The sequence below is a fragment of the Shewanella hanedai genome (assembly GCF_007197645.1).
Lineage (GTDB): Bacteria > Pseudomonadota > Gammaproteobacteria > Enterobacterales > Shewanellaceae > Shewanella > Shewanella hanedai.
In genome coordinates this window covers 320,192-342,856 of sequence record NZ_VKGK01000001.1, presented here as the reverse complement: position 1 = coordinate 342,856, position 22,665 = coordinate 320,192, and the positions used below count along the sequence as shown (strand labels likewise).

Here is a 22,665-nt window from a genome sequence, read left to right as displayed (position 1 = left end):
CATCTGCAATTGAGCTAGTACAAGGCCTCTGAAGCGAGCACTCCTAAGCCGTTTGGGTACATATCCTTGAGATAATCATTCTTTCGTCTTAAATACATCCTTTCGGGGAATAGCCCACCAGCCAAAAAACAGGATAATTATTCGATTCAGCATCTTGCTTCAATATTTGTAAGGATACAGATATGCTCAAACCTAAGTTAGGTCTTATATTCCTCTCATCATTATTACTGAGTGCTTGTGGGGGATCTGATTCAAATCCTGCCGATATTGTCCCCCCTGTTATCGTGCCACCAGCAACTGATGAGTTTGACCACAAGGTAAGTGGTATTGTCGCCTATTCAGGTGCTATTGCTGGGGCAGATGTCTGCGTAGACTTAAACATAAACAAACTTTGCGATGCCGATGACCCACAATCTACCACTGAACCAGACGGCAGCTACCTCATTAACTGGACGGACAGTACAGAAACTCCCGAGTATTACCTGATCGCAAATTGGACTGATACTAATACATCAATCTTAGCCGTTCCGACTCAGTTATCTGTTAAATACAAATCGACACGCCTTAACATTCCCCAGTTTATTTCACCGAACAATACCCATTCAGTGGCACCAAAAAAAACCAACACCATTATCAATAATGCCGCCGCTCAGTTAATGTCATTAAGCGAGCATGATGGTGCCATTAATGCGTTAACTCACATCGAATTCCAACGTTATGAACAGATGCACGCACAAACCTTATCGAGCAGTGATATTGTGATAAAGAAACAGGCACTGGCAGTCATTCTTAACTCTCTTTACCCACACTCAGGCAGTGATGTTTATCAGTTATCGACAGAACAAAGTAAAGCCGAAGCATTCGTTAATACCCAAAAGTTACACTCCCATCTGACCGCGTTAATCGATGACAATCTCACTGCTATTTTGGGCGTTGATGAAGTGCTCTCAAGCAGTAAATCGGCGCTTATGGCGTTAATTGAAGGCTCAGGTCTATCTGTCGATGAGTATCTAAATTCAGATCCCATCGCTGTACGTTTTTTGGTAAACAATACCTTACTTGCACAAGGTTATATCGACACACCATTTGATGAAAAAATCATGTCAGGGGATGATTGGCAGATACTAAAATCCAATATCATGGATGATGGGTTAACTCCTCACCAGTTCACTTTGGCACCCGTGCACCTTAACAGCTTCTACACACTAGACTACGGAAATCCAAATCTCACTCTAGCGGGTTTTGTCACCGACAATCAACCTAGCGGTTCCATCATCGACTCAAGTAACGAGCAGCCCATTCCGGTTGAGTGTTGGAATGGTGAGCTTGAAACATGGATCAATGTTAATCGTGATAATCAAGGCTATGAACCAGTTGCAGCTGTGTATCACAACAATACAATCACAACCCATTACGATGGTACTGATGTACCCATTAACTTTAGCGTCGAGAAACACCATAGAGACAGTGAAGAGTGGAGCGCTATAATCGAGGCTACACCCATTGCATTTAAACTAAATAAACTCGACTGGCCCGCATACATCTATCGCTACAATATCGAGCAAACTCAGGATGTGATGTGCCGTATTGAAGCTAACTATTCGACTTGGGATATGCCCACTCATAATGATCCGGAACTGCTCACAACTGCGGATATGGCTCGCCTGTTTTGGCCAACATTCTCCTCTGATGAAGTAACCATTAATGAGACGAAAAAGCAGCTATCGATTGAGTTAACATTTGGGACAATAAGCACGTTCGAATGGTCACTGCAAACCAGTCCCAATGATCTACCTGTGATACATATTGTTGAAATTAATGTCCCACAAGAAATTGCAGCCCAAGTCATACCAGATAACTATCTAATTAATGATGATCAAATTATTGAAATAGAGATGAATAAGGCCATCAGTTTCGATGACATGAATGACTTTCTTCTACTCACTTATAACGGTGAAGAAGACAGTTTCGGTCAGAGATATTATCAGCACCTAATCTCGCTTTTACCAAGTAAATAGGTCACAGTGAGCTTGTGAGGGCTCTGCCCTCCATCCGTTTCTTCATGGAGTGAGTACAATCATGTTACGTGTTGGATTTAGCCTACTATTGGCAACAAGTATAGTATTGAGCGCGCAAGTGAATGCCAAAGAGCAACTTTTTGCCCCATTATCTGAAGCAAAAATCGATAAAAAGCTTGAGCGTCACTTTACTTATTATCCACTTGTAATAGGGCTGGATGAGGGAAAGTACCTCATGGATGATATTAGCGGAAAACTCTCTCGGATCTCTTACGAAATACCAGTGAGCTATGAACCTACTCACATAATTAATAACTACAAAGCACAAATTACCAAACTAGGTGGTGAGATACTCTTTGAGTGTGCGACAGAACAATGCGGTAAAGAAAATCGATTACAACAACAAATTAGCCCTCTGAACACGACCCCAAAAAATCACCCTGCGCTAGTAACTGCTAAATTAGTGCTCGATAAAAAGTTACTTTTTCTATCACTCTATTCCGCCAACTGGAAGAGAAGTGCAAGCTTACAGTTAGACATAGTTGAAGTGGTGCCAGAACCTCTGGATTTGGTCAAAGTAAATCAAGCATACCTTGGCACTGAAATCATTCAGAACCAGTTTGAAGACAGATCACACAAGGATCAACGCAACAGTAAAGACCATCCTATGATTGATCGGTTGCCTGGTGCATATATTAATGATTATAAACAGTTCGATTTTGGCCAAATCAAAGTGATAAGTGCCATCAATAAAAAAAAGTACCAACTTGAAGAGCTTGAAGGACGGATCACAGACATAAGTTACGATCTACCCCGTAATTACTCAGAGTATGAAGTGAATGCTAACTATAAAGCGGCACTCTCACAATTAGGTTTTACATCAGTATTTAACTGTCAGGGAAAGGATTGTGGTGGACGAACTAAGGTTTACCAGAATATTAAAACCTTAGCCAGTAACGGCCAAGATGAGAGTCAATTTTACAGTTTATACACGCTAGATCGTCCTGAAGGCAGAGTGCATGCCATGGTTTATGTTATCGGCTACAGTGATGGCCTTTGGGTCGAGTTGAGAGTGGTCGAAGAAACACAACTCGTCGACGATAGAGTCAACATTGATCTCGATGGATTAACAGATAAGATGGCTGAAACCGGCCATGTCGCACTGGATGGATTACTGTTTAAATTCGACAGTGACCAGATATTACCAGAGGCGAAATCGGTTGTTGAAGTTGTGGCTACCTATCTTAAATCTCATCCAAAACAAAGCTTCTATGTCATAGGTCACACTGATGATAAAGGTAAGCAGAGTTACAATCAGATACTATCAGATAAACGTGCTAAAGCCGTTGTTAAGCTCTTAGTGTCTGAATATCAAGTCCCTAAAACCCAGCTCACTCCTAAGGGGATTGGCGAGTATTCTCCGGTGGCTAACAATAGCAATGAAGCGGGGCAGAAACTCAATCGCCGTGTTGAGCTGGTGCTGAGATCTGACAAGCTATAAAACAAGCGAGTGGCATTAGCCACTCATCAATTTAAGCCGTATTGCTATTGAACCTGAAAGCTAGGTTCAGATCTTGTTAGTTCTTTTCTGGAAGATTTTGCATATTTAGCAATTTTTTTATTGCCAGCTTGTTCATGTATTTTATTGAGAACATCATGGTAACGACCATTGCCACTGGCAGCTAACACTTTACATAGCCATGCCATTGCATCCCCCATGTATTTATCATCAATATCTTTAAGCTGCCATACCCTTTGTGCAACCTGATCCAATGCCGCGGGATTGGTCAGTTTTGTTGCTATAGCCTCACGGGCACTTTTACGCACTAAAATATAATCACTGCCAAGTAATTGAGAAACCAGAGCCACTTCAGTCGGTGCGACATCTGTAGTATCAATATCTGATTGAGTAAACGCGTTTTTAAGCACCCAAACATTACTGTCTAAGCTGAACTCCATTGAACCAGCATTTAGGTAGGTTAAACGTAAATTTTGCACCTTTATATTACCGAGAAAAAGCTTATAACTACTGCGAACATATTGTCCGACAGTATTTGGTTGACCTAAGGCTTGTAATACATCCTTAAGACTCGAGCCCACACTCACCTGTGAAAAATCTTTTTTAGAGATCTGGGTTTCAATCGCTAGCGCCTGCAGTTCTTGACTCACCTTATCGGCATCATAACTTTCAAGCGCAAACGCTTGCCCTTGCACCTCACCAATCTCTGTCAGTGCGCCTTTAATATAACGTTTTAGTTTTGTGGAGGAGGTTTGGCTATTCAATTCAGTTAACAAATCTCTGTACCTTGCCTTCTTAGAAGCACCCAAGGCTTTTGCTAACCAGGACAACGTGTCCTCCTGCTCATCGTTATTCAGTGGTGCTTGGTTGGTCAATACCCATGCTGCAAGGTCTAAAAGCTTAGGGTCTTCAGGAGGGAGGTGGTAAAGGTCTTTGGCTGCTAACTTATTATCTGCTGAATCATCACTGATTAATAACAAACCAAACACCACATCTCTAGGCTCATCAGCCAAACTCATCGTAGAAAAACTGACGAGTAATAAAATATGTATAAGTTTAATCACAATTTACTTACCTCAACTATATAGTTGCTCAATAAACAACCATTAAGCTACAGGATTAATCGCTCATTTACCAGTCTATGACCTGCTGATGCTCTGTTCTAAATTAGGGTATACTGACACGTTATTCCCTCTTAATAAGATCTAGCTTCGTCTATGAGTTTCTCTCCGCTTAAGCGCTACTACCAAAAACTGGAACAATCCAACTTTGCCAATGATTCCGTTCAATTACAGGCTTTGATTCAACTAGAAACCCTCTATCAACAGCTAAAAAACCCCACAAAACAGCAGATGCTAGGCCTGTACTTATGGGGAGATGTAGGCAGAGGAAAAACCATGCTCATGGATCTTTTCTGTAACGCCACTGCAGAGCTCACTGGACACACGCCTCTAAGGCTGCATTTTCACCGTTTTATGGCGCGGATCCATAAAGAGATGATGCTAGAATCTGGCAATCGAGATCCGCTAAAACGGATTGCTAAACGCATAGCTGCCGAATCAACAGTGATCTGCTTCGATGAGTTTTTTGTTGCCGACATTGGTGACGCCATGATTTTAGGTACCTTGTTTAACGCCCTCTTTGAACTCGATATCGTGCTCGTTGCAACCTCAAACATTCCCATCGAACGCTTATATGAAAATGGCTTACAGCGACAAAGGTTCGAACCCGCAATTGCACTACTGCAACAACATACTCAGCAGATCCACTTAAATGGGCCGCAAGACCATCGACTACGGCACCTTAGCTATCGTCAAACCTATTTTCTTAAGTCTCAAGCAAACTTTACAGCTTTATTCGATCAATTAAGTTGCGGTGCACTTAACCACAACCAAGCGTTAATGATCTTAGGCAGGTCTATTGAGGTGGTGAAAGCCAATCAAAATATCGCTTGGTTCGATTTTAACGCCCTCTGTAATGGTCCACGCTCACAACTCGATTATATTGAATTGGCCAGTCGCTTCGACACCATCTTACTCAGTGGCATACCTCCTCTTGGTGGAGAACTCAAGGGCTGGATACGCGCACGTGGCACTGAAGATGGTTCAATAGCGACTAAGACTGGTGAACGGCAACTGGAGTATGCCGTTAATGATGATCCTGCCAGACGTTTTATCAGCCTAGTTGATGAGCTTTATGACCAAGGCGTAAACCTCTATCTTAGCGCCACAGTCACCTTGGAAGATCTCTATATTGGCGGTGCCCTTAGTTTCGAATTTAAACGAACTTATAGCCGTTTAACTGAAATGCAGTCTTTAGAGTATTTCGACAAGCTAATGCAGCCCGTTACAGATAATAAAGTGACTTAACCAAAGTCAAATGAGACTTGATTGCACCCAACGCTATCCCACATCATCAAACTAAAAAGGAGTAAGTTCCAACCTATTAATATTGAACAATAATATTTCTTAGCAAAACCTATTAAGTTCCCTTTATAGCAAAACCTTTTCAATACTAAGATACAGAATTTACAGCCTTTAAGGCTTGTGAGTGGACAAAGGCTAGATAGCAGTTACGCTTACTTATATCCTTTCCAATAATCAAACTTAAAGACTGAATTGCCTGCCAACTAATCACAACTTGGAAAGCCGTAGGATAAACCAGAATAAAGGAAACACCGATGAACAATCTTTCTCTTAAAGCTAAATTGATAGGAAGTGCAGGCTTATTGATATTCCTGCTTATTTTCAGCTCTGGCTTTGCTATCTACTCAATGAATAAAATTGGTGTCGAGCTTGAAACCATTGCAGAACAAGATATCCCTTTGACTAAAAAGCTCGCTTCCATCACTACCCTACAACTTGAGCAAGTCATTCAATTTGAACGCGCTATGCATTACGGCAGTATTCTACAACTAGAAGAAAACGCCGCGGCCAAATTACAGACTGTAATCGGGAAGTTTGATCATGGTACTGAAGAGATTGAAAAGGAGCTCTCAGCAGCACAGAGCATGAGTGAAAACGCTATGCTAGGTGCTACAGGAGAGGCCTTAAAAGAGTTTGAGTCTTTAAATATTGGTCTTAAACAAATAGACATAGAGCATAAAAGCTTCGTTATACATGCACATCAGGTATTTACTTTACTCAATCAAGGCCAAAGACATGCAGCAGAGGAGATTGCAGCACAAGTAGAGGTTGAAGAGGAAAAGTTGGATAATGAATTAAAAGCACTGCTTAATGAAATTGGCGAATTTACCGAAAAAAGCGCCAAACATGCAGAAGCTTACGAGCATGAAGCAATATTGATGCTCATTGTCATCGCCATCGTCAGTATATTATTTGGTACCATCACAAGCTGGATTACCACCAGCACCATTGTTAGCGGAATTCGCTCTGCAATTAACACGGCCTCGGGCGATCTTAGCCAGAGTATAGAAATTACCAGTAAAGATGAGATCGGCGAACTCTTAACTGCGATGAATGAAATGCGACAGAAATTGTTAAACCTGTTTTCAGATATCGCAGAGATGACAGTACAGCTATCAACAGCTGCAGAAGAGGTTTCTGTCGTCACGGCTCAAACCAGCACGACAATTGAGATACAACGTGATGAAACAGCCCAGGTCGCGACAGCAATGAATGAGTTAACGACCACTAGCAGAGATGTCGCCACCAATATCGCGCAAACAGCGAATTCAGCAAGTCAAGCTTCAGAACACACAGAGAAAGGCACCAAAGTCGTCAAACAAGTCATTGAACAAATTAATGAGCTCTCTAATCAGTTAGAAGAGTCTGCCCATGCAATTTTAGAGGTAGAGAGCCAAAGCAGTGCAATCACTTCCATGCTTGAGGTCATTAAAGGAATAGCTGAGCAAACAAATCTATTAGCTCTCAATGCCGCTATTGAAGCAGCACGAGCTGGGGAGCAAGGTCGTGGTTTTGCCGTCGTTGCCGATGAAGTTCGCACACTCGCTACGCGAACCCAGCAATCCACTGAGGAGATAAATGAGATAGTTGAGAAGTTACAAACCAGCTCAGGTAAGGCTGTTTCTGTGATGGAAAGAAGCCAAGAGCAATCAAAAACAGCAGTCGATCATGCAAGTAACTCTGGTGATGCCCTTAACTTAATTGCCCAAGCGATGGATAATATTAACCAGATGAGTGCGCAAATAGCGTCTGCTTCTGAAGAGCAATGCGCGGTATCAGAAGAGGTTAATCGTAATATCGATAAGATTCATAATATGTCTATTGAACTCTCAACCGGTGCAACTCAAACTGCACAAGCAGGTTTAGAGTTGGCTGAAATTAGTATTCGATTACAAACTCAGGTAAACCAGTTCCAAACCTAACTCTGGCAGAAGGGGCCCTAGGCCCTTCTGGATAAGGTTTTGACCTGCTTATGAATTACGCATAAAATTCCAGTCTTCTTCTGGAGACAATTAAGAGCAGAAATGACAATGGGATCGAGTATTGATATTGCCTGGTGGCAGCTCGCTGTCTTTATGTCAGTGCTGATAGTCCCTTTAGCGATAAACCTTAAGTTAAAGCTGCATCTGGGCCGCGAAATATCCATTTCTGTCACCCGTATGATCTGTCAGCTCATTTTGGTTGGTCTCTATCTGGAGTTTCTTTTCTCTCTCGACAGTTTACTGATCAATATCTTATGGTTAAGCGTAATGGTTCTCATCGGGACTAGTGCCATTGTCACTGGTGCAAAACTCCCAAGGCGAGTTCTCTACCTCCCGGTATTGTCAGGCCTTATCATCGGGGTTATCCCCCTGATGTTCATTTTACTTTTGCTACTACTTCAACCCCAGCCTCTGTATAGCGCTCAATATCTCATCCCACTTGCTGGCATGTTATTGGGAAACTCTTTAAGCGGTAATATTGTTGCCCTGCAGCGATTATTTACAGCTTTTGATGAAAAAAAGATGGAGTATGAGGGAGCTCTAGCACTGGGCGCACAACCTTATCAAGCCGCTTTTCCTTTCTTGCAATCTGCATTGTCTCAGTCTTTAGCGCCCATATTAGCCTCTTTGACCAGCATGGGGTTGGTGACCTTACCAGGAATGATGACAGGGCAAATTTTAGGAGGGAGCGATCCGATGTTAGCAGTGAAATATCAGCTCATTATTCTCGTCGCTATTTTTGTGGCCTTGAGTCTCTCTGTCACCACTTCATTAATATTATCAATTAAGCGAAGCATCACTCACACAGGCTTTATAAAGATAAAAACGACTCAACTCTAAGGGACTTACTTAGGGTTTGTATTGGTTACCAATACCTCTATATTGTTCGACGTTTTGAAAACAATTGTAGTCTTAAACGTCCACCACTCCTGTGCATCAAGTGCACCTTTAAACTGATCCCAACCCACGAACGAGTCATTATGAGTAAAGCTAAATTTGCAGCTTTGACTTCGACAATTAATCTCTTCTACAGTGAGCTCATCACTGGCCTCTGACATTTGAATAAAATCAGCAAGCTGTGTCTCGACATCATAGGCCCACTGCTCATCTCTACGCTCTGTTTCAATTAATTTTTTAATCCCTTCAGGTGAGGTTGCCCCTGGCAGCTCTACAAGCTGTGTCTTTAATTTCTCTTCTAACTGCTTCTCCATGTGAGATTTCGCATATTCAGTCAAACCCACTTTCAACTCAGCAGTTAACTCCTCTATGATCACAGACTTTGTCTCTACTAGTGCATTAAGTCTGCCTACCTCATTTGTCATCTGTTCCAATCGAGACTCAAGATCGGCAATATTCGCTTTATCAATTTCTCTCTGCTCCCTAAGGCTCCTCTTAGGCACAGCTGAAGATTCTGTATCTCTTTCTATCCGTTCAGACCTTGTAAAGCTAGGCTGCTTATCTGAATGACTCTTAGCACTATCGTCACTGAATACACCAGATTCTACCGTTAAGTTGAAAAGGAAAGCACCACAGAGACTCGCTAGAATTAACGCAATAAAAAATTTGATTCCACTCATAATGATTTCATCAACAAGTTTAAAAAATTATTATTAGCAAACAGAAATAATGAGGACAAGCCACCAAAGCTTAAATGGTTAACTTTAAAGTTCGAATCGAGATAAAAAGGATAATTAACAGGTAAAAATAGAGACTAAATAGAGAATACATTAAATAAACAGGGCAATAACACTCCCCACTGTCGCAGCCGCTTTTAAGAATTGGCCAGCTGTATAGGAATCATCCTCCTCTTCACCAACCTTGTCAGGATGATCCATACCTAAAGCACCATATGCGAAAGATTTGATCCCATCGGATTTTTCGGTGTCGCCCTGCTTTGAGATTAATTGATTTCCCGCTTGAACTCCGCTCGCCTCTTTTTGACTGAGACTGATTCCAGCAGGAGATAACTCCACCTTGGTTGAAACCATGTTTGCGGGTTTAGGTGATACCACCTCAGCACTTTTAGCCGGAGGTGACATGAGATGACTAGGATCATTCAGCAAAACTGCCGTGCCAATATTTCCAACCATCATTTTCATTTCCTAAGCGAATACCAAGCTACCAATATAATCCAAAACGCCATACAGTAAAATCTTAAGCGTATGAATATCTGAAACAAATCGTATCACTGTATGACATCACGTTAAAATCGGTAAGCAAGCGTGACAGCGAGATCATCAAAACTATTATCTCTCAGTTCAACTGCTGCCAATTTAGGCTCCAACTAGCCTGCTCACTGAGCCTGTATTCCACTCCGACACCAACATAAGGAGAGATCCCAGTTTCACCAATCCCAGCTTGTTTTTGCTCTTCACTGGAGTTAAAAGTAACCTGCTCCCAGTTAAATCCACCAACATGAATGGAATATGAGAGGTTGCCTTCCAACACATAACGGTACCCTAATTTAGCTCCCCAGCCAGAGTATTGCTCTACAGCTTGAGTAAAACTCTCCTGAAGATCGGAATCCAAACTGACCACCTCAGTGAATAGTGCGTTTTGTCCACCCAGCACAAGTTGCTCAAAGCCCACTTGCCAGTTTGACTGACTTGTATAACCTATCTCAAATTGATTAGCCTCTCCCTTGACCCTAAACCCTACCCCACTATCGACTCTATTTTCATCAAGCGTTTGGTTATCACTTTCAGCCAACTGTTGAAGATAGTAATCTCTTAGTTTCAATCTGACATCGTCAGCTTGGGCGCTGTTACACACCATTAAGCAACCTAAGATAACTCCCCATAAAACAGGAAACGACGCTCTTTTTTTGACTGGTTTAAGAATTGAGTACGGGGCGTGTGCTTCCACCAAAGGAAGAGAAGGAATACATAAAGTCATGCGATCTGGAGCAACAACTCCACAGTAGGCGCAATTTGAAATGGGTTTCATGGGCAACTCCAAGACTAAAGCAGATGTACTAAGTACAAGGCAATAGTCGAGCCAACCATAACACCCATTAAATATTCAACATCTTACGGTATACTAGCCCTCCAAAAGCATCCCGTTTTTTGCATAATGCAAACCATATTTATAACATCACAACAGCAATCACACTAAACTCGGCTTGATTTTCAATCTTGCATTAACGTGTTCTGATAAATCTCCATCACCCGGTTAGCATGTTCTTCAACGAGTTCTACAGGCAGTTCACTCGGTTTCTGCTGCAATGTCAGCCTGTGGCTCTCATCACGTAGAAACAGGTATGCTCGTATTAAGGCTTCAGCATCAGCATTGGATAAAAGAGTTAACTCACCTAAGGTTCCAAAGATTCGAAGGTTATCAGACCACGTCGATAGCTCCTTATGCTCATGGGTATTTGCTAACACTAAATATTGAGCAATAAATTCAATATCGGCAATTCCCCCTGCACTTTGCTTTAAATCAAACAAACCGGACTTTACCTTTAACAAGTGAGATCGCATCTTAGTGCGCATATCTCTCACCTCTTTTGCCAGCTTAGCTCTCTCTCTTGGCAACTCTAAGACCTGAGTTCTTAGCTCGCTAAACCGGCTGGACAGCGCATTACTGCCAAACATAAATCGAGCACGAACTAAGGCTTGGTGCTCCCACGTCCAAGCTTCTTCACGCTGATATTGTCCGAAATACTCGATTTCACTCACCAACAAGCCTGAGGAGCCTGATGGACGTAAGCGCATGTCCACTTCATAGAGTTCGCCAGATGTGGTACGAGTTGAGAAAAGGTGGAGGATTCTTTGGGCCAACTTGAGGTAAAAATGTCCAACCTCTATAGGACGATCCCCATTTGTTTCACCTTGTTCTGGGTATTTTTCACGAGAAAAGTTATGCAAGAACACCAGATCAAGATCTGAGCTGTAACCTAACTCTATCCCACCCGCTTTGCCATAACCAATGACCGCAAAACCTGTCACCCCTTCTGCTAAATATGCAGGGGTTCCGTGACGCTTGCTCACCTGTTGCCACGCTTGCATCACAACCTGCTCAATAATAGCTTCAGCTAAAAAGGTAAGATGATCACTCACCTGACACACAGGTAAGACTCCAGTCACGTCTGCAGCGGCGATTTTAAGCTGTTGGGATAACTTAAATTGTCGCAAGGCTTCCATCTGCTGCTCCATATCTTCCTCAGGAACACGCAGTAAATATTGGCGTAACTCACTGCCATAATCATCCAATGAGGTGGTGTCGTAGAGCTGAGAAGGATCAATAAGCTCATCAAGTAACATCGGAAACTTAGCAAGCTGACTCGCAATCCAAGGACTGGCACAACACAGGCTCACAAGTTGCTGCCGCGCACCAGGATTCTCATAAAGCAACTCGAGGTAAGTTGTACGAGTTAGGATTTGATCGATCACTTTAGTCACTGAAGCTAAAGCACTTGAAGGAGATTCTAAATTAGTTAATTCATTCAACAACCAAGGCATCAACTTGTCTAATGTATCTCGTCCCCTAGGTCCAATACTTCGATTTGTGACGGTCTCACGCCACGACTTCAACAGCGGCCAAAGCGCAGGGTCTTCAATCATCTGCTCTTTAATCAGTGTTTGTGCATCATCATCTTCGTAGGCTATCCACAATTGTTGAGTCCACAAATCAGCAGTTTCATCCTCAATCCGACCACCAACAGTATCGAGAAAATGACGATGGATCTTACTCATTGAAGATTCAATATGAGTACGCAGCTCAGCTTCTGATGCCATTCCCATACAGTGACATAAGCGATACCAATTTAAGCCATCATCCGGCAAGGTTTGTGTTTGTTGGTCGCCGATCCCCTGCAGCAAATTTTCAACTCGCCTTAACAATACATAACTCTGCTTAAGCTCATCGACAGCCAGGTACTCTAACTGGCCTAAATTATATAAAGTATCGATTGCCGCAAACAAACTTTGTTGACGCAATGCAGGCTCTTGCCCACCACGAATCAACTGAAAACTTTGAACAACAAATTCAACTTCACGAATTCCCCCCGCTCCCAACTTAATGTTGTCGGTCAGTTTTCGACGCCTCACCTCTTGGGTAATGAGTTGTTTCATTTTCCGTAAAGATTCAATCGCTGAGAAATCGATATAACGACGATAAACAAATGGTCGTAGCATAGAGTGAAGCTCATCAGAATGGGCTGTCCAAGGACCAAGCGCCCTCGCTTTCACCATGGCATAACGTTCCCAGTCTCTTCCCTGCTCTTGGTAGTAATCTTCAAGACCACTGAAACTGACAACTAAAGGGCCACTATCACCATAAGGGCGAAGACGCATATCGACACGATAGACAAATCCATCCACCGTCACTTGATGTAATAAATTAACTAAGCGTTGCCCCATACGGATGAAGAACTGTTGATTATCAATGGCACGACGGGCGCCTTGTGTCTCTCCGTGCTCAGGAAAAGTAAAAATAAGATCGATATCTGAGGAGAAGTTCAGCTCTCTTCCCCCCAGCTTTCCCATTCCCAGAATAATAAGAGGTTGAGGATTTCCCTCTGCATCAATCGGAGTGCCATACTGCTTACACATTTGGATATAAAGCCAGTCACGAGCAGAGATAATCAACGCTTCGGCCAGTGCAGATAGATCGAGCAAAGAGTTTTCTAAAGAGGTGTAACTGAAAAAATCTCGCCAAGCTAAGCGAACCATCTGCCGATTGCGATAACGTCTTAAAAGCGCTTTAACTTCATCTTCACCCGAAGAGTCACTCAATAATTCGTGCAGATCTTTGTCGAACTCCTGCCTTGAAAGGTTTTCAAGTTCGCCATTAAAAAGGGGGAGAACCCAATCTGGGTGACGGCATAACTGCTCCGCAATAAAATCACTCAAGCCCATGATTCGATATAGTTCTTGGGCTTGATCTTCAGTTAATTCATTAGCAAGTTCAGGCCATGCTTCATTCATGCGTTGCCAGTAACGATCTGCAACGTCTGAAATAATGGCAGATAATGGCTTGTTACTGATATTTTCCATGGTAATAATAATCCCTAACAATTATGGCAATCGACTTATTATCATTTAAGACATAATATGTCTTGGTGGTAACCAAAATGTAAACTGTCTTGGCTTTTTGAGCCGCCTGACACAAGTTAAATAAAAAAAGATTACTTTTTCATTCAATCTAGAGGTTACTATAACTTAATTCCAAATGTTTTAAGTTATGAAATAGATAGCTAGAAAAATTCATTTAGCCTCTACCCTAAAAATGGAGAAAACATGGCAGCGATGCTTATACGTGTTCTCACACTAACATTGCTATTAACCTTAGTAGGTTGTGGTGATGACAGGCCTGATCGAATTGCTCAGTTTCAGCAATTAGCCGGCCAGAGAATCGATACCCTAGGAAAAATGCTGGATAACGGTCAGATCCGAAACGCGACTTTGCTTAAGCAGTACACAAGTGTATTGATTAAGCAGCAACCGGATCTGGTACCACTACTCAATGAACTAGCGAAAGATGGAACCACTAAAGGACCTATGTATACATCCTTGGTTCGCCGCTATAAAGAACTAGGAGATGCCAAAAACTATGTCGACTTGGATCAACAGTTAGCTGAAGCTGAAAATATCTACCAAGCAGCAGACCCTAGTCTGTACAACGATATGCTATCGGATCCACTCAACGTGGTTGCCGACATGTCTAAAGGTGCTTTAGGCCGAGTAAACTCGATTAGTCGTGAAGCGGCGGCACTCGCCAATGGCGCTGAAGATCTCGGTGCAGGCAGCCAACTTGTCGGTAACCCTGGTTATGGCAGCTGGCAAACGGGTTCTAATGGCATGTCTTTTTGGGCATGGTATGGCATGTATTCCATGTTCTCTAATGTGATGCGTGGGCCTATTGGTTACGATCGCTGGTCTAGCCGAAGAAATTATAGCTATTACAATGATGTTGGTCGTTCTCGCTATACCTCACCTAAACAGGCTACAGCCCAGAAACAGACGTTTGAGAAAACTAAGAAGCAGTTTAATTCTCAGGGTAAAAAATTCGATAGCCCTTATGCCAAAACGCGTACAGGTTCGACAAGTTTATCCCGCCAAAGCACTAGCGCACCTAAAGCTAGTTCAGTAGGCAACAGTAGTAAGAGTGGCAGCAAGTTCCGTTCTAATTACTCAAAGAACAGTAACTTCCGTAACTCAAACAGTCGTACTACTCGCGGTGTACGCCGAGGAAAATAGATAAGGAACGCTCATGACATTATTTCAAAACTTCGGTATTACGCAAGACTTGGTCATCATACTGGCCATAGACTTAACCATAGCGATTATTCTACTAACCTTTATGCGTTACCTTCAGGGTTGGAGCATTAAAGTCGACAGTCGGGTTGAGCTTTCTGAAAGAGACAACTTTGCCTTCGGCATTAGCACCGCTGGTGCAATTGCTGGACTGGGTATTGTCCTTACTGGCGCCATTACAGGGGAAGCAGCTCATTCCTATCTAGTTGAAGCGATTGGTATGACGGCTTATGGTTTGTTCGGTCTGGTGTTAATCAAACTAGGTCGATACCTGCACGATAAAATTGCGCTTAACGAGTTCAACAAAAACGAGCTTATCCTCAAAGGTAATATTTCAGTCGCCATCGTCGATGCCAGTGCCGCGATAGCCACCGCTATCATCATTCGCTCGGTATTGCTGTGGGCTGAAGATCTGACTTTCAATACCTTTATCGCCATCTTCAGTGCTTTTGCCATTTCTCAATTGATGCTCGTATTGCTGACGCGTTTTCGCGAGTTCCGCTACGCTAAACGCAATCAAAATGCTTCGATGCAAACAGCTTTAGTTCAGGAACATAAAGCCGTAGCCATCCGTCACAGCGGCTACATGCTTGCCATGGCATTGAGTTTTAATGCCGCTAGCCACTTCATTATCTATAATCCAGAAGCTTACCTCGCTAACTTAGTCGGCTGGTTAACCTTCTCAATTATCATGCTAGTCGCACTGACTGTACTGATTAAAATAGTGAAGAAAGTGGTACTGGCAAACATCAATTTAGCCCAAGAAGTTGAGCAACAAAATAACATCGGTGTTGCAACCGTTGAGCTGGCATTAAGTGTGGCGATTGCCTTAATCCTCACCAGCCTAATGGCTTAATAGCCCCTTAATATTGCTGCTGTTTAGCAATATTAGCAATCAATGAACGGCTCTTGGAGCCGTTCTTCTTTATTCCTCCTTCAAATTGTAAATCGTGAGAATTCAGTGAGTGAAGTAACCGAGCCAGCATTAGCTGGAAGCACCAAAGAGAAAAAACTAAGCTGGTTTGACGACACGTTATTGCTTGGCATCATGGCTGTACTTGCTGGATGTGGGTTAATCTACGAATACCTGCTTTCCCACTATGCAGGACGTATTCTCGGCGCCTTGGAAGCCGCGATCTACACCATGATCGGCCTCATGATTGTGTCGATGGGTGTTGGTGCTTTTGCCGCGCGAAAAATACGCTGCGCCTATACAGGTTTTGCCATACTTGAACTCAGCGTTGCCCTGTGTGGCTCACTTGCAATCTTAATCACCGCCGCCATTATTGGCTTTGGTCAGCAACTTCCCCTCATTATCGCCAGCACGCTAGGCTTGCCGCCAGATCTACTGCCTGAAGGTGGCTTTATCGGCCTCATGCAGCATCTAAGCGAATATCTACCCTATGTTTGGGGCGTGATACTCGGTTTAATGATCGGCATGGAGATCCCTCTTATTGCCCGCGTGCGCCAATCTCTGTGTGACGAACATTTAATGCATAACGCAGGTACCATTTATGGCGCTGATTATGTTGGTGCAGGTATAGGTGCGGCCATCTGGGTAAGCTTTATGCTCGCCATTGATATTCAGTTGGCAGCGGCATTAACAGCCAGTTTTAACCTACTGGCTGGTTTCATCTTTATTTGGCGTTTTTGGGATCGAATTCGTTTCGTCAAAATCCTACTGGTTGGACACTTTATCGCCTCAGCAATATTACTCTTGCTAGCGTGGCATGGGCCGAGTTGGGAACAGAACTTTAATAACTTGCTCTATAAAGACAATGTTATTTATGCTAAATCGACGCGTTTTCAACAGCTCACTTTTACCGAGCGCTTAAGAGGCAACGGTATCGCGCCAGTTTACTCTTTATATATCAATGGAAGACTGCAATTTTCCAGTGAAGACGAGCACATTTACCATGCTTTTCTGGTTCACCCTACAATGGAAGCAAGTGCACGCCATGATAATATTTTGATCATTGGTGGCGGTGACGGCTTAGGCTTAAAGCAAGTTTTTAAATGGAACCCTAAAGCCGTGACCTTAATTGATCTTGATAAAGATTTGCTTGAGCTTTTCACCTCTCACGATGCCGACATGCCAACACGTTTAAGCCAAACCTTACTCAAATTAAACGGTGATGCACTCAATGAGCCTAGGGTCAATGTTGTCGTTGATGACGCCTTTAACGGGGTAGATGATCTGCTAAGAGACGGTAAAAAGTTCGACACTATCATTGTCGATCTTCCCGACCCTAGCCATCCTGACTTGAATAAACTCTATTCCGATCTCTTTTATAAAAAGTTAAAGGAACTCTTAAGTGCTGACGGTGCTCTAACCGTACAGTCAACGTCACCTTACCACGCGCCTAACGCCTTTATATCGGTAGGGAAAACCTTGGCGCTAGCAGGTTTTGATGTCAACCAGTATCATCATAATGTGCCTAGCTTTGGTGAGTGGGGCTGGAGTATTGCGACGGTATCAGGTAAAGATGCTAAAACAAGATTAAGTGATATCGAACAATTATCGATAGAAGATGACTGGTTAACACCTGGGCTTATCAAAGGGTCTTTCGAATTTCCAGGAAATTTCTATCAAGAGATAGACAACATCAAAGCAAATCGAATAGGCTCGATGCAACTGTACCAGTATCACCAAAAGGCTTGGTCTGAGAATCAGGGAGTCACACTCTTCTGACCTCAACATAGAGCAAAGAGTAAAAACACAGAATTCAGGACGAATTACTTTTATGAAAAATAGCACTTGACATATTATGTCGTAGTGCTATCTTTAACCCCAGACATAATATGTCATAAGGACAAATATGAATATTCACACTATTGCTAACCATCTTAATGATCTTTGTGACAAGAGCCACACAGGCTTGCAATTTGATTGCTATCCAATCAGTGGTGAAGTTGAGGTATTGCAGGTCAATATCGTTGGACGTGAAGAGATCCCTGTATTCGTATCGGTGACAGAAAACCAAGTTCTCTGCATCAGTTACCTTTGGGGCGAAGATGAAGTTAATCAGGAACGTCGCTTAGAGATGCTTGAGACAATGTTAGAGCTCAACATCCCAATGCCACTGTCATCATTTGCAAAAATTGATGATAAATATGTGGTTTACGGAGCACTTTCTGTTCAGTCAAATATGCAGGAGATCGAACAAGAGCTGTCAGTTCTTTCCGATAACTGCCTAGAAGTCATCGATGAGATGAGCAACTTCTTGAAGTAAGTTTTAACTTAATTAATCAATTTGTTGGTCTTGGATCTACTCGCTGAGACAACGTAAAAGGAGCCACATAATGGGCATACTAAATAAGATTTTAACCGCTTTTCGTGGTGGTGCTACTGAAGTTGGTCAAAGCATCGTCGATGCAAACTCTACTCGTATTTTCGAGCAAGAGATCCGTGATGCTGAAAATCACCTAACGAAAGCAAAACGTGAATTAACTGACGTTATGGCTAAAGAGATGCAAGCTAGCCGTGAAGTTGACCGTCTAAAGCGCTCTATCAGCGAACATGAAGGTTATGCAACTCAAGCACTTGAGAAAGAGAATGAAACTTTAGCAATGGAAGTTGCTGAGAAAATTTCTCAACTAGACCAAGAGCTTTCAGAGCAAGAAACGGCAAACGTTAGCTTCACAGCACACGCTACTCGTCTTAAAGATCTTGTTCGTAAGACAGAGCGTCAACTAACTGATTACCAACGTCAATTGAGCATGGTGAAAACCACTGAAAGTGTTCAAAAGGCAACGGCTAGTATCACTGACTCTTTTGCAGGCAGTAACTCTAAGTTATTAAATGCTAAAGATTCACTAGAGCGTATCAAGGCACGTCAGCAGCAGTTTGATGACCGTTTGGTTGCTTCTGAGCAACTTGCTGATGAAAACAGTGACAAGTCACTGCACGCTAAACTTGCCGAAGCAGGCATTGGTGAGCAAAAGTCTAATGCCAACGCCGTACTTGACCGCCTTAAAGCGCGTAAGTAACCATTAAGCTCAATGAAGATGTTCGACGAAAATCGCTTGAATAGATTCAATAGCTAACAAGTAGCGCTTTTCTTAATCTTAAGAAAAGCGCTCTTTTGCATTATACCAATCAGTATAAGAAAGTGATCTACTCAGAGTGTTTTTTGGCAAACTAATTCAAGGCGAATGGATAATGGAATGGTTATTCCCTTGTGAGTTCATGCAACGCAGAAGTAGGCAGCCAAAAACACTCCTTGCAGGCGAGTTTTAGCACATCTGATGCGGTGTTAACGAGCTTAAACGTAGAACAACTATGTTCTTCACTCGTTGCCTTGCCCCAGAAGCGCTAAACTCTCGCTGAGCGATCACATCTTTATACTGATTGGTATTAAAAGTTCAAATAACAGGAGTCGATGATGGGATTTTTAAAAGGCCTTTTCGGTAAAAAAGAGGCGCCAAAACGTCAACTCGATCACCCTTCGCATCTAATGACAGGCGATATGATCTCTCTTGATGACAGCTTTGCTTTGCCGCCACAGCTTCGCGGCCAACAACTCAGAGTTGAGTCAGTCAATACCTATGAGTATGAACGCAGCCAAAAGGCTGAATGGGTATTGAAAGGCCATGGGCAGGACACTATTTTTCTGTCACTTGATGAAGATGATGAGACCTATCTTGCTTTCTCCATTAAGGTCAATCGTGGTCAGGTTGAACAGATCTTCGATCTCGACCAGTTTGGCGCTATTTTTGAAGAAGATGAGCAAGCCATGCTCACCACCCAAGATTTACCTAATGAATTAGCCACGCAATTTGAACAATGGTTAGGTCAGCAATACCATCAAGTTAATTTTGCTCAGTTTGGTTATTTCCATCGAGAAGACTACCGCAACAAGAAGCCGCCTCAAGATGAAGATGGTGCCAGAGGTGACGCATTTGAGTCGTACTTCTTACTCGATGATGACGAAAAATTTGCTGTCGATGTTGAAGTCTATGACGGTGGCGAAACCGATGTCATGTTAACCTTATACCGTCCCTTATCTGATATAAGAGATTATTGGCCAGCAAAATAGCGCATAACCTGTAGTCACGAGCTGCGATATAAAGACAAGGCAAAAAGGCCTGAACGTCTAATCGAGCTCGTCACTCGTCGCTTAATCAACATTTAAAGGTAAACGGAATGACTAAGCCGAAACACCCACTACCGGAACAATGGTTACAAAATCAGAAAGCGGCAAAGGCGACACAGGTGGCTTTCGATCTCGATGAGAAATTTCAATACTCTATCCGCAAAGCAGCATTAGATTCAGGGCTTAGCCCATCGGATCAGATCCGCACCATTTTAGGCCTTTCAGTCACCAAAAGACCGAAGCGTCCAAGGCTCACAGTCTCACTTAGCCCTGAAGATTATGCCCAACTTGCTGGAAAATATAATTTATCTCCTGAAAATCAGCTCGAAATAAAGAAATTTGTTTTAGATGATTTGATACATTTTGGTGATGAAAAAAAACAAGACTGACTTAAAAAAGGTAGCTTTAAGAGTCAGAAAATGAGTAATCTATACAGAATAATTACCCCTTAATTTGTATACTAATCTAGTAATTAATATACATGAACAAGGTAGGTATATTGTTCATTTATTTACCTGGTTAATATTTTTTACTGTATAGATTATTCAACAAATGACTAGTTGTATTATTTTTAGACTCTTCTGCACTTACTATTTTATTCCCCATATTCATAATCCCTTCTTTCAATAGAGCATCCAACTGCTGAATAACTAATTGTAAGCTAGGAGCATCACCAGACTCTTTAGCCTCAGCTAGATAATACTCAACCTTATCTTTATCATTCTGTACAAAAGATAACAAAGCATGTGCCAGAGATGCAATACAGGTTGTGTTTTTTTGCCAAACTAAATAAGGACAAAGCAAATATAAAATCTGTTTGAATTCGCCAAGTGAAAGATGAATACAAGCAAGTTGTATTCGTGCTAGTTCATTATCAGGGTCTTGATCAAGTAAAGTAAAAAAGTTATTTTTCGCATCTGAAACTCTATTATTATCAGCTTGAAAACATGCAATTAAAAAAAGCCAATCAGGATCACCCTCCATATTCACTGAAGTATTTTCAAGCACGCTCAGAGCCTCTTCTGATGGCAGTGAACGAATATTTTCAATCAAATCTAACAGTTCATTATTCATTACATTCTCGACGTTATAAAAAACTTTGCACTAATGATCCCGCAATTAATGTCCAACCATCAATCAAAATAAAAACCATTATTTTCAATGGTAATGACACCGTAATGGGAGGTACCATGATCATACCCAACGCCATTAAACTACTTGCAACTAATAAGTCTATCATCAGAAATGGTAAAAAAATAAGAAACGCCATTTTAAAAGCTAACGTTAACTCTGATAACATGAATGCAGGTACTAAATGAATGAGCGAGACATCATCACGAGATTTAGGAGCAGCAACATTAGCCATATCTAACACTCGAACAAAATGAGTCTCATCGGTTTGAGATAACATAAAGCTTTTCAAAGGTTCAATGGCATTGTTAACTGCAGCACTAAGTTCAATAGAATTGTTGGTATAGGGGACAAATGAATTTTTATTAATCTGCTCAAACACGCCACTCATAGCAAAAACAGTTAAAAACAGACTCAGAGCTATTAAGACACTATTAGGAGGAGTTTGTTGTAGTCCTAATGCCTGTCTCAATAAAGAAAGCACTATTATTATTCGTGTAAAAGCAGTCATTGATATGACTATTACAGGTATTAAAGTTAAACTACTTACAGTAAGAATAACTCTTAACTCTGGTGCTAAACTATCTAACCAAGGCTTATCAAGAATGTGAGGTAGCCATTCATTTAATGATTGAGTCGCTACCACTTAAACCTCCAAATCATTAGGTTGTTGGTAATCTAAATCTAATTTAATTAGCCCTCTTGGCGTTTCATATAATTTATACTTTTTTCCTTCAGTCTCTATAGATATGAGATAACATTGCCCTCCTAAAGGAAATCGTTGATGCGATGTAGATAAGTTTGACGGATCTAATTTTTTTTGCTTGATATATATCCAGATAATGACAGTAATTAAACAGATCACACCTAATATTATCCAACTAACGGGGCTAACGGGATCATCCACTCTTAATCCCAGCTCATTCTTCATTTGGCATCACCTGAGTAATTTCTAGTGCTAAATACTCATCTACAGCCACCAACCGACCTTTGGCTACAACAACCTCTTTCCACTTAAGATCAAATTCTGAATCCACTTTTTGTAATAGTTGAATTATGCTATTAACTTTAAGATCTTTAAGTTCTGAAATACTTACCGAAACGTCTCCCAAATATACGTTCAATTCAACTTGAGTTTGTTCTAATATAGTTTGATCTAACGATGTTTCTATAGGCTTTCCTATAGGTAAATCGACAACCTCTGTCAATTCAAATGGTGAAGCTTCTGACATTCTAT

At 41.9% G+C, this 22,665-nt stretch carries 21 protein-coding genes; 12 read left to right on the top strand and 9 right to left on the bottom strand.

Annotated elements, in window-relative coordinates:
- Positions 1-182: 182 nt before the first annotated feature.
- Both FN961_RS01310 and FN961_RS01305 read left to right on the top strand, forming a co-directional pair.
- Positions 183-2,018 carry a hypothetical protein gene (locus FN961_RS01310; protein WP_143562738.1) on the top strand — a complete coding sequence of 612 codons (1,836 nt, stop codon included), beginning with the start codon at positions 183-185 and terminating at the stop codon, positions 2,016-2,018.
- A 61-nt stretch (positions 2,019-2,079) separates the two neighbouring features.
- Complete coding sequence (locus tag FN961_RS01305) at positions 2,080-3,519, top strand: OmpA family protein (protein WP_143562737.1); 1,440 nt, start codon at positions 2,080-2,082, stop codon at positions 3,517-3,519.
- A gap of 44 nt (positions 3,520-3,563) precedes the next feature.
- Here FN961_RS01305 and FN961_RS01300 read toward each other — a convergent pair whose 3' ends face one another.
- Positions 3,564-4,601: a hypothetical protein gene (locus FN961_RS01300; RefSeq protein ID WP_143562736.1), complete on the bottom strand. Its 1,038-nt coding sequence runs from the start codon at positions 4,599-4,601 to the stop codon at positions 3,564-3,566.
- Between the two features lie 153 nt (positions 4,602-4,754).
- Between FN961_RS01300 and zapE the strand changes: the two genes are divergently transcribed.
- The 3 genes from zapE to FN961_RS01285 all read left to right on the top strand — a co-directional run bounded on the left by zapE (position 4,755) and on the right by FN961_RS01285 (position 8,785).
- A complete protein-coding gene (zapE, locus tag FN961_RS01295) occupies positions 4,755-5,906 on the top strand; it encodes a cell division protein ZapE (RefSeq protein ID WP_143562735.1) in 1,152 nt (383 codons plus the stop codon).
- 311 nt (positions 5,907-6,217) lie between these two features.
- Positions 6,218-7,885, top strand: coding sequence for a methyl-accepting chemotaxis protein (locus FN961_RS01290; protein ID WP_143562734.1), 1,668 nt, complete (start codon positions 6,218-6,220; stop codon positions 7,883-7,885).
- 108 nt (positions 7,886-7,993) lie between these two features.
- Positions 7,994-8,785, top strand: a complete 792-nt coding sequence (locus FN961_RS01285; RefSeq protein WP_143562847.1) for an ABC transporter permease — start codon at positions 7,994-7,996, stop codon at positions 8,783-8,785.
- Between the two features lie 5 nt (positions 8,786-8,790).
- Here the strand turns inward: FN961_RS01285 and FN961_RS01280 are convergent, their stop codons facing one another.
- The 4 genes from FN961_RS01280 to glnE form a co-directional block, all read right to left on the bottom strand.
- Positions 8,791-9,522, bottom strand: coding sequence for a hypothetical protein (locus FN961_RS01280; protein ID WP_143562733.1), 732 nt, complete (start codon positions 9,520-9,522; stop codon positions 8,791-8,793).
- A 150-nt stretch (positions 9,523-9,672) separates the two neighbouring features.
- Positions 9,673-10,038 (bottom strand): hypothetical protein, encoded by a 366-nt coding sequence (locus FN961_RS01275; RefSeq protein ID WP_221936083.1) that lies wholly within the window; start codon positions 10,036-10,038, stop codon positions 9,673-9,675.
- Between the two features lie 160 nt (positions 10,039-10,198).
- The gene (locus tag FN961_RS01270; RefSeq protein ID WP_143562732.1) at positions 10,199-10,891 is read right to left on the bottom strand and encodes a porin family protein; all 693 of its coding nucleotides are present in this window, start codon (positions 10,889-10,891) and stop codon (positions 10,199-10,201) included.
- A gap of 182 nt (positions 10,892-11,073) precedes the next feature.
- Positions 11,074-13,941 (bottom strand): bifunctional [glutamate--ammonia ligase]-adenylyl-L-tyrosine phosphorylase/[glutamate--ammonia-ligase] adenylyltransferase, encoded by a 2,868-nt coding sequence (gene glnE / locus FN961_RS01265; RefSeq protein ID WP_185972682.1) that lies wholly within the window; start codon positions 13,939-13,941, stop codon positions 11,074-11,076.
- Between the two features lie 243 nt (positions 13,942-14,184).
- Here glnE and FN961_RS01260 point away from each other — a divergent pair, with 243 nt between their 5' ends.
- The 7 genes from FN961_RS01260 to FN961_RS01230 all read left to right on the top strand — a co-directional run bounded on the left by FN961_RS01260 (position 14,185) and on the right by FN961_RS01230 (position 20,686).
- A complete protein-coding gene (locus FN961_RS01260) occupies positions 14,185-15,144 on the top strand; it encodes a hypothetical protein (protein WP_143562731.1) in 960 nt (319 codons plus the stop codon).
- 13 nt (positions 15,145-15,157) lie between these two features.
- Positions 15,158-16,057 carry a DUF350 domain-containing protein gene (locus FN961_RS01255; RefSeq protein WP_143562730.1) on the top strand — a complete coding sequence of 300 codons (900 nt, stop codon included), beginning with the start codon at positions 15,158-15,160 and terminating at the stop codon, positions 16,055-16,057.
- A 105-nt stretch (positions 16,058-16,162) separates the two neighbouring features.
- Complete coding sequence (locus FN961_RS01250) at positions 16,163-17,893, top strand: polyamine aminopropyltransferase (protein WP_143562729.1); 1,731 nt, start codon at positions 16,163-16,165, stop codon at positions 17,891-17,893.
- A gap of 127 nt (positions 17,894-18,020) precedes the next feature.
- A complete protein-coding gene (locus FN961_RS01245) occupies positions 18,021-18,434 on the top strand; it encodes a YjfI family protein (RefSeq protein ID WP_143562728.1) in 414 nt (137 codons plus the stop codon).
- Positions 18,435-18,504: 70 nt separating this feature from the next.
- Positions 18,505-19,191 (top strand): PspA/IM30 family protein, encoded by a 687-nt coding sequence (locus FN961_RS01240; RefSeq protein WP_143562727.1) that lies wholly within the window; start codon positions 18,505-18,507, stop codon positions 19,189-19,191.
- Positions 19,192-19,586: 395 nt separating this feature from the next.
- A complete protein-coding gene (locus FN961_RS01235; RefSeq protein ID WP_143562844.1) occupies positions 19,587-20,240 on the top strand; it encodes a DUF4178 domain-containing protein in 654 nt (217 codons plus the stop codon).
- Between the two features lie 107 nt (positions 20,241-20,347).
- Positions 20,348-20,686 (top strand): hypothetical protein, encoded by a 339-nt coding sequence (locus tag FN961_RS01230; RefSeq protein ID WP_143562726.1) that lies wholly within the window; start codon positions 20,348-20,350, stop codon positions 20,684-20,686.
- Between the two features lie 130 nt (positions 20,687-20,816).
- Here the strand turns inward: FN961_RS01230 and FN961_RS01225 are convergent, their stop codons facing one another.
- From FN961_RS01225 to FN961_RS01210, 4 genes are read right to left on the bottom strand one after another with little or no spacing between them, the layout of a single operon-like run.
- Positions 20,817-21,371 carry a hypothetical protein gene (locus FN961_RS01225; RefSeq protein WP_143562725.1) on the bottom strand — a complete coding sequence of 185 codons (555 nt, stop codon included), beginning with the start codon at positions 21,369-21,371 and terminating at the stop codon, positions 20,817-20,819.
- 13 nt (positions 21,372-21,384) lie between these two features.
- Positions 21,385-22,074, bottom strand: a complete 690-nt coding sequence (gene fliP, locus FN961_RS01220; protein WP_143562724.1) for a flagellar type III secretion system pore protein FliP — start codon at positions 22,072-22,074, stop codon at positions 21,385-21,387.
- Positions 22,075-22,359, bottom strand: coding sequence for a hypothetical protein (locus tag FN961_RS01215; protein WP_143562723.1), 285 nt, complete (start codon positions 22,357-22,359; stop codon positions 22,075-22,077).
- The gene (locus FN961_RS01210; protein WP_143562722.1) at positions 22,349-22,660 is read right to left on the bottom strand and encodes a FliM/FliN family flagellar motor C-terminal domain-containing protein; all 312 of its coding nucleotides are present in this window, start codon (positions 22,658-22,660) and stop codon (positions 22,349-22,351) included. The genes FN961_RS01215 and FN961_RS01210 overlap by 11 nt, the downstream gene beginning before the upstream one ends.
- Positions 22,661-22,665 lie beyond the last annotated feature (5 nt).